Annotated in this window: 10 protein-coding genes; all 10 read right to left on the reverse strand. The window is 35.8% G+C overall.

What is annotated here, in order from left to right; translation table 11 throughout:
* Positions 1–3: 3 nt before the first annotated feature.
* Positions 4–93, reverse strand: a complete 90-nt coding sequence (locus HMPREF9444_RS11430) for a F0F1 ATP synthase subunit delta (RefSeq protein WP_009143835.1) — start codon at positions 91–93, stop codon at positions 4–6.
* A 10-nt stretch (positions 94–103) separates the two neighbouring features.
* Positions 104–535: an ATP synthase F1 subunit delta gene (atpH, locus tag HMPREF9444_RS07615; RefSeq protein ID WP_009143836.1), complete on the reverse strand. Its 432-nt coding sequence runs from the start codon at positions 533–535 to the stop codon at positions 104–106.
* Between the two features lie 15 nt (positions 536–550).
* The gene (gene atpF / locus HMPREF9444_RS07620; RefSeq protein ID WP_009143837.1) at positions 551–1021 is read right to left on the reverse strand and encodes a F0F1 ATP synthase subunit B; all 471 of its coding nucleotides are present in this window, start codon (positions 1019–1021) and stop codon (positions 551–553) included.
* 33 nt (positions 1022–1054) lie between these two features.
* On the reverse strand, positions 1055–1282 hold the full coding sequence (atpE, locus tag HMPREF9444_RS07625; protein ID WP_009143838.1) for a F0F1 ATP synthase subunit C: 228 nt from the start codon (positions 1280–1282) through the stop codon (positions 1055–1057).
* A 29-nt stretch (positions 1283–1311) separates the two neighbouring features.
* Complete coding sequence (atpB, locus tag HMPREF9444_RS07630) at positions 1312–2265, reverse strand: F0F1 ATP synthase subunit A (protein WP_009143839.1); 954 nt, start codon at positions 2263–2265, stop codon at positions 1312–1314.
* Positions 2266–2587: 322 nt separating this feature from the next.
* On the reverse strand, positions 2588–3010 hold the full coding sequence (locus HMPREF9444_RS07635) for a hypothetical protein (RefSeq protein ID WP_009143840.1): 423 nt from the start codon (positions 3008–3010) through the stop codon (positions 2588–2590).
* Between the two features lie 2 nt (positions 3011–3012).
* The gene (locus tag HMPREF9444_RS07640) at positions 3013–3918 is read right to left on the reverse strand and encodes a ParB/RepB/Spo0J family partition protein (RefSeq protein ID WP_009143841.1); all 906 of its coding nucleotides are present in this window, start codon (positions 3916–3918) and stop codon (positions 3013–3015) included.
* Between the two features lie 14 nt (positions 3919–3932).
* The gene (locus HMPREF9444_RS07645) at positions 3933–4700 is read right to left on the reverse strand and encodes a ParA family protein (protein ID WP_009143842.1); all 768 of its coding nucleotides are present in this window, start codon (positions 4698–4700) and stop codon (positions 3933–3935) included.
* A gap of 10 nt (positions 4701–4710) precedes the next feature.
* On the reverse strand, positions 4711–5373 hold the full coding sequence (gene rsmG, locus HMPREF9444_RS07650) for a 16S rRNA (guanine(527)-N(7))-methyltransferase RsmG (protein ID WP_009143843.1): 663 nt from the start codon (positions 5371–5373) through the stop codon (positions 4711–4713).
* Positions 5374–5382: 9 nt separating this feature from the next.
* A complete protein-coding gene (mnmG, locus tag HMPREF9444_RS07655; RefSeq protein WP_009143844.1) occupies positions 5383–7284 on the reverse strand; it encodes a tRNA uridine-5-carboxymethylaminomethyl(34) synthesis enzyme MnmG in 1902 nt (633 codons plus the stop codon).
* Positions 7285–7808 lie beyond the last annotated feature (524 nt).

Genomic DNA, 7808 nt, shown 5'->3' on the forward strand with positions numbered 1-7808 from the left:
TCGTTATTTGAGTGCTGAAGCCATACCTTTTAAGTATGATTTCACGCTAGCATCAATAACCTCATCGCCTATTTTTAAAACGGCTCCGCCCATGATGCTCGGGTCAATAATTAGTTTTTAAAATTACGGAACAGCCGTATTTATCCGTTACTTTTTGCTTTATGGCATTAAGTGAAGCCTCGTCAAGTTCACGTGCTGAAACAACGGAAATTTCCATAACTTTTTCATGCATCTCGCGAAGTTTGACAAATTCACTGTAAATTTCAGGAATTACGTCAAAACGAAACTTCTCACCAAGAGCCTTAACGAAATTTTGACCGTACTCATCAAGAAGATCTTTTAAAACCTCAAGAAGGCGCTCTGAAGCAACGCTTGAAGATGAAGCATTCTTTAAGGAACTTAAAAAATCAGCATCCGAGCAAGCCACAGACATGGCATATAACATTTGCTGCCATTTATCTAAAGCTTGTTGCTTTAAAGCCACTTCAAAAGCCGCTTGTGCATAAGGCCTTGCGACAGTTAGGTTTTCAGCCAATGTGATTACCTCAATTTATAAAGATTCTAAAATCTTTTGAACTAAAACTTTATCAGTCTTAGCATCAACCTTTTGACTCAAAATCTTCTCGGCACCGGCAATCGCTAAATCAGCAACTTCAGAGCGCAGCTCTTCTTTTACTTTATCCTTTTGAGCTTCAATTTCATTTTTAGCATTTTCAAGGATGCGACGTTTTTCCTCGGTGGCTTCCTCAACAGCTTTATCTAAAATCGCAGAACGCTGTTTGTTAGCTTCATCGATGATTCTCTGAGCTTCAGCTTTTGCCTCACGAATAGTATCGGCAGCATTGCTCTTAGCCAGTTCCAAACTCTTTTGTGCTTTTTCAGCAGAGGCAAGACCATCGGCTATTTGTTTTTGTCTCTTCTCAAGAGCGCTCATAAGCGGCGGCCACACCCATTTCATGCATGCAGCGACAAAGATAACAAAAGCAACGGCTTGACCTAAAAATGTAGCATTAATTTCCAAGGTGGAAAGCTCCCTGCTGTTTTAAAGACCAAGTTAGGCCACAGCAAACATGATGTACAAACCTAAGCCGACAGCAATCATCGGGATAGCGTCAACCAAGCCCATAACGATGAAGAACTGAGTACGCAACAAAGGCAGTAAATCGGGCTGACGTGCTGAACCTTCAAGGAATTTGCCACCTAAAACACCGATACCGATAGCAGCACCGATAGCAGCCAAGCCCATCATGATTCCCGCAGCTATAAAAAACATCGGGTCCATCTTTTCTCTCCTTTTTTTTTAAATAAAAGTTAATCTTCTTCACTTGCCATTGACAGATAGACAATGGTCAAAACCATAAAAATAAAAGCCTGCAACGTAACAATTAAAATGTGGAACAATGCCCAAGGCACATTAAGTACCCATTGGATCCACCAAAGAGGAAGTAAAGCGATAAGAATAAAAATCATTTCGCCGGCATACATGTTTCCGAAAAGTCGCAAACCTAAAGAAATAGGTTTTGATAATAAGGAAACACCTTCCAAAATAAGATTTATCGGAGCAAATACCCAGTGATTAAAAGGATGCAATGTGTAGCTCTTGATGAATCCTTTAACTCCGATATTGGTGAATGAGAAATAAAATATTAAAAGGAAAACACCGCAGGCCATTGATAATGTGATATTGACATCAGCTGACGGGACCAGCCTAAAGTAAGGCACGCCGATAGCGGTAGCAAGGCCGGGGATCAAATCAATAGGCAGTAAATCCATGAGGTTCATTAAAAATACCCACATGAATACCGTTAATGCTAAAGGAGCGATTAACTTGCTTTTGCGTTTAAAAATTGAAACAACCGTATCTTGAACAAATTCAAAGATCATTTCAATGAAGCATTGAAGTTTTGTAGGTACACCGGATGAAGTCTTTTTAGCCGCATATCTGAACAGAAGTAAAAAAACGATTCCTAAAATAACCGTTAAACCTAAAGAGTCAATATTTACCGTATAAGGGTTAATTAAAGGCTTTGATGCTGAAGATTCAAGCTGGGCAAAACATTGACCTGAACCTAAATCTGTAAAACTGCACTTTTCAGTCTGAACCTGAGTTAAACATTGATTTTCAGAACCGCCGTTATCCAAACAGAATTGAAACTCCTGCTGATTTACGGGTTTTACGCTATCGACAATAGATCCGTCGCGCATATCCATCTGCAAAAAATGAAGATGGTGACCTATATATTCTTGAGAATTATGCTCTGACATAAATTACAAAACCTTTTTTATCATCGAGCGTTAACCGGTACCGAAATTTTTAATCACCAAAAAAGATCAAAAAATAATAATCATTGTTCGGCACTGATTTAGACTTAGTCTTGTTCCAACTAAAAACCAAACGAAATCAAATATAAAAAATTTAAATCTAATTTCGCTTAATTTTTATTTTCAAACGCCTTTGTTAAAAGATAACATATTAATATTTATAATCTTTTACACAAAAGCTATAGCGCTAAGCTTACGCCAGTTATGGAATCATAATATATGACCGTATTTTTTTTAAGTCAAAACAAAGACAAATGTTTAATCTCTAAATCCAGATCGCAAAAAAACGTTTTATATAGCAAAAAATCGCACTAAAAATTAAAGAAATAAAAAAGACTAAACCGTCAATTTCTAAAAACTTAAAACACAAACAGACAAGAACTATAAAAAATAAGTATTTAAAAAATAAAGATTTTATAGAATCATAAATCACAAGACCTGCAGATAATTGAGAATCTTTTCTCTTATACCCTAAAGCAAAATAAACAAAAGTAGGAAATAAAAAAACTGTGCTTCCGGCAACGGATGAAATGAAAAAAATTGATATTTTTTTATCAACTACATAAGAAACAAAGCACCAAAATAGTGCTTGAATAACAATTATTAATAGATAAAAAAGAGCCTCGTTCTTTAAAAAATGATAAAAACTTGGACTCTTTTTTACTTTGCTGTTATTAGAAATTAACAAAACTAAACACCAAAAAGCTTAATTATTGCCTCGAGCTGTTCTTTGCTTTTATAAGATAAAACCACTTTTCCTTTTTCATTACTTTGCGGAGTAAATTTTACTAAAGCACCATGCAAACTTGAATTTAAAGCTTTTTCCCAATCCTTATACATTGCACTTTTTTCAAACTTAGCTTTTGATGATCCTAAATCCTTATCAGACTCATCTTTAAGCTCTTTTATAAAAGCTTCCGTTTGTCTTACGTTTAATCCTTTCGATACCACTATTTTGGCAGCTTTTTCCTGAAGTTCACTATCAAGACTCAAAATGGCTTTTGCATGTCCCATTTCAATACTGCCGTCAAGCAGAAACTTTTTTACATTTTCATTTAACTGATTCAGACGCAAAATGTTAGTAACGCTGCTTCTTGATTTGCCTAAAGTTTTAGCAAGATCCTCTTGCGTTAATGAACATTCTTTCATCATCTGCAGCAAAGCCGAAGCTTGCTCCAATGGATTTAAATCTTTTCTTTGAATGTTCTCAATTAACGCTATCGCATAAGCATTTTTTTCAAGAACGTCACGAACCAGACAAGGAACTTCAGAAAGACCGGCAATTTTTGCAGCCCGGTAACGTCTTTCTCCACAGATTATTTCATACTTGCCGTCATCTTTGGATTTAACCAGTAACGGCTCTAAAAGACCGTGCTCCTTTATTGATAAAGCAAGTTCATTTAAAGCTTCACTATCAAAATTCTGACGCGGCTGATAAGGCGACGGAATTAAACAATCAAGCTTTAAATTCAACACAGTATTTTTAAGTTCAGTCTTAAACTCACGCTGCTGTGATAATAAAATATTTTCTTCACGTTGTGCGCGGGCTTTACTTTCGCTAAGTAACGCGTTTAAACCTCTGCCTAAACCTGCCACTTCAAAATTCCTCTTTATTTTCCGTCTTTTTGCAACATCTCATGAGCTAATGCCATATAAGCCTTTGATCCCATCGATGATTTATCGTAATACATTGCAGGCTTTCCAAAACTTGGAGCTTCTGCAAGTCTTACATTTCGCGGAATAATAGTTTCATAAACTAAAGTATCAAAATTACGCTTTAACTCATCCGAAACATCGCTTGACAAACGATTACGATTATCAAACATTGTACGTAAAATTCCCTCTATTTTAAGTTTGGGATTTACTGCATGAGCTAATTGATCGACAGTGTCGATAAGCAAAGTCAAACCTTCAAGAGCAAAATACTCACACTGCAGCGGCACCAGAATACTGTCGGCTGCGCACATGGCATTAACGGTAAGTAAATTAAGAGAAGGCGGACAATCGATAAAAATATAATCGTAATTATCTTTTATATCATTTAAAGCATTTTTTAATCTGAATTCTCTTGCCAAATAATCAAGAAGCTTTACTTCTGCGGCAGTTAAATCCTCATTGGCAGGAATTAAATGAAAGGCACCGTTAGTCTCTTCAATAAGACAATCACGAATATCCATTCCGTCTATTAAAACTTGGCAAATTGTCTTTTTAAGTTCAAATTTATTAATTCCTGACGCCATTGTGGCATTTCCTTGCGGATCAGAATCAATCACTAAGACTCTTTTCTGTAATGAAGCAAGGGATGCAGCCAAATTAACACATGTAGTTGTCTTTCCGACACCGCCTTTTTGATTAGCGATGGCTATGATTTTTGACATAATTAAATCCTTATTCTGCTTTCTCTATAAAAACAGCTTTGCGTTCTGCATTTAAAGTCGGGACATTTAATTCTTCAATTTTCTTTATTTTAACAAAGAGCGGGATTTCTTTTATCTCACTATCTTCAAGATTTGCCTTCATTGCAATAAATATCCCTTTATCATCAAGAAGGTGTATGCACCATTCAACCATACGACCCAACGGAGCAAAAGCTCTGCTGACTATACAGTCAAAAGGAACAAGAGGCTTTATATTTTCACAGCGATCATTAATTAACGTGACATTTTCAAGCTTAAGCTGAACTGAAGCACTTTTAACAAACGATAATTTTTTAGCCACAGAATCAATTAAAGTAAAATGTTTGTCAGGATTTAGTATGGCCAACACCAATCCCGGGAAACCGGCTCCGGTACCGACATCAGCAATATTTTTTCCGGTCAAAAGCGGTGAAATGACAGCACTGTCTAAAATATGAAGCACTACCATATCATCAGGATCTTTTATTGATGTTAAATTTAGTGCTTTATTCCATTTACATAGCAAAATTACCAGTTCTGCAAGTTTTTGTACTTTTTCGTCATCAAAAACAACCGCAGTCTTAAACAAAAGTTCCTTTATTTTTTTACAAAGATAATCAGCCTGAGGTAAAGCTGTATGTTTATTAAAACTCATGCCGTGCCTTTAATTTTTACCGATTAAATTTAATTTCTTAAGATGAACCATCAAAATTGAAATTGCCGCAGGAGTTACACCTGAAATACGTGAAGCCATACCTAAAGTTTCAGGCTTGTACTCATTAAGTTTTTGAGCAACTTCGTTTGATAAAGCACTGATATTCTTATAATCAAAATTCAGCGGAAGTAAAGTTTTCTCGTTCTGCTCACGCTTTTTGATTTCTTCCATTTCATGCTCTAAATAGCCTTGATAGCGGATCTGGATTTCTACCTGTTCGCGAGCCTGCTCTGTTGAAACTATAGGATCAAGCTTACATGCTTTAAGCAGATTATCAAGATTTGCCTCCGGACGACGCAAAATTTCCTCTAATTTCTGTTCTTTTGACAAAGGAGTCTTTAAAACTTTAGAAAGCTCTTTTGCTTCTTCTGATGAAGGTTTTATCAAGGTGGATTTTAATCGTGTTTTTTCTTTTTCAATTTCATTAACTTTCTTTTCAAAAGCACTGTAGCGTTCACCGTCTATGAGACCTAAATCATAAGCTACAGGAGTTAAACGCAAATCAGCATTATCTTCACGGAGCATCAAACGATATTCGGCTCGAGACGTGAACATGCGATAAGGCTCTTTTGTACCTAAGGTACAAAGATCATCCATCATCACACCGATATAAGCTTGATTGCGTGACGGGAACCAAGGCTTCTTCCCTTTAATGAATAAAGCAGCGTTTATTCCCGCTAAAAGTCCTTGCGCAGCGGCTTCCTCGTATCCTGTAGTACCGTTAATCTGTCCTGCAAGAAACAGTCCTTTTATTTTTTTAGACTGCATAGATACGGATAATTCGCGAGGATCATAAAAATCATATTCAATTGCATACCCCGGTCTTGCGATAACGGCATTTTCCAATCCTTCAATTGAATGTATGAACTTTTCCTGAATATCATAAGGCAATGAAGTAGATATTCCGTTAGGATAAACTAAAGGTGAGGTTAATCCTTCAGGTTCAATAAAGATTTGATGTGAAGTACGATTAGGATAACGTACGACTTTATCTTCGATTGACGGACAGTAACGCGGTCCTACGCTATGAATAACCCCTGAATAAAGAGGACTTCTATCAAGTCCAGAACGAATGATTTCGTGAGTTACTTCATTAGTTCTTGTTATATAACAAGGAACTTGGGTAGGATGTACATCTGCTTCATCCATAAATGAAAAAACAGGCTGTGGATATTCAGGATCCTGTTTTTGCATTTTCGAATAATCGATAGATGAAGAAACGATGCGTGCAGGTGTTCCGGTTTTTAATCTTCCTACTTTAAGACCTAACTCTTTTAAATTTTCAGCAAGACCTATAGACGCAGGATCTCCGGCTCTTCCTCCCTGATAGTGATTTAAACCGATATGAATTAAGCCGTTTAAAAAAGTACCTGAGCAAATAACAACGGCATTTGCTCTAAATTGGATCCCAGCAGCAGTATCAACACCGCTTAATGTTTCACCGTCAAAAATAAGTTTCGTACAAGGCTGTTGAAAGATTGTTAAATTCGGATAATCAGTAAGAGTTTTTCTTATAACTTCTTTGTATAAATGACGATCTGTTTGAGCACGTGTTGCTCTTACTGCAGGTCCTTTTGATGAATTTAAAGTACGAAATTGTATTCCTGCACGATCGATTGCTTTAGGACAGATACCGCCCATCGCATCAATTTCACGTAAAAGATGTCCTTTACCGATTCCGCCAAAAGCCGGATTACAGGACATTTCACCGATAGTCTCAATATTGTGAGTTAAAAGTAGGGTTTTACATCCCATTCTTGCAGAAGCACCGGCTGCTTCAATCCCCGCATGTCCGGCACCAACAACAATTACATCAAATATTCTTTGTTCTGAAATATAAGTGCTATCCATAATAATTATTTAATAAATTAATCTTTTTATATATTTCTTTATTATTTTTGTTATTAGTAAACGAAAATTTGTGGGATCTTAAAAAATTTCTTTTATTTTAAGATCTTACTTAAGATTAAATCTTTGGAAAAATCGTTTTAGGTCTTATCTTTTTGTGTTGAAAAAAGCCTGTTTTTCAACAGTATAGTTTTTATAGTGATTTTACCAAATATTTTTATTAAAGATTTTTGGAAAGAAAGCAACAGACTTACCAACAATCCGACAGCGTATTTTAAGCTATTTGCTATATTTTTCTTAAAAAGCAGAATAAAAAAGCTCAAGAGAATATTAGGAAGGAAAAAGTTAATTTTTCTAAATTTCTTAAACAAGAGCTGAAATTAAGAATTAGTTGTTATCGTCAGAGTAGAGTTTTTTGTTTCAAATTTACTGCATTCTCATATAACGTTAACCAAGTTAGTGAAACTTATTGATGCCTGCAGATTAGTAGGATAACTACTTTTAGTACAGTTGACATCCTCACCGGA

This window comes from Succinatimonas hippei YIT 12066, assembly GCF_000188195.1.
Lineage (GTDB): Bacteria > Pseudomonadota > Gammaproteobacteria > Enterobacterales > Succinivibrionaceae > Succinatimonas > Succinatimonas hippei.

Coding starts and splice junctions, on each gene's coding strand:
- HMPREF9444_RS11430 (WP_009143835.1), bottom strand. CDS start 93: ATGGGCGGAGCCGTTTTAAAAATAGGCGATGAGGTTATTGATGCTAGC.
- atpE (WP_009143838.1), bottom strand. CDS start 1,282: ATGGACCCGATGTTTTTTATAGCTGCGGGAATCATGATGGGCTTGGCT.
- atpB (WP_009143839.1), bottom strand. CDS start 2,265: ATGTCAGAGCATAATTCTCAAGAATATATAGGTCACCATCTTCATTTT.
- HMPREF9444_RS07645 (WP_009143842.1), bottom strand. CDS start 4,700: ATGTCAAAAATCATAGCCATCGCTAATCAAAAAGGCGGTGTCGGAAAG.
- rsmG (WP_009143843.1), bottom strand. CDS start 5,373: ATGAGTTTTAATAAACATACAGCTTTACCTCAGGCTGATTATCTTTGT.
- mnmG (WP_009143844.1), bottom strand. CDS start 7,284: ATGGATAGCACTTATATTTCAGAACAAAGAATATTTGATGTAATTGTT.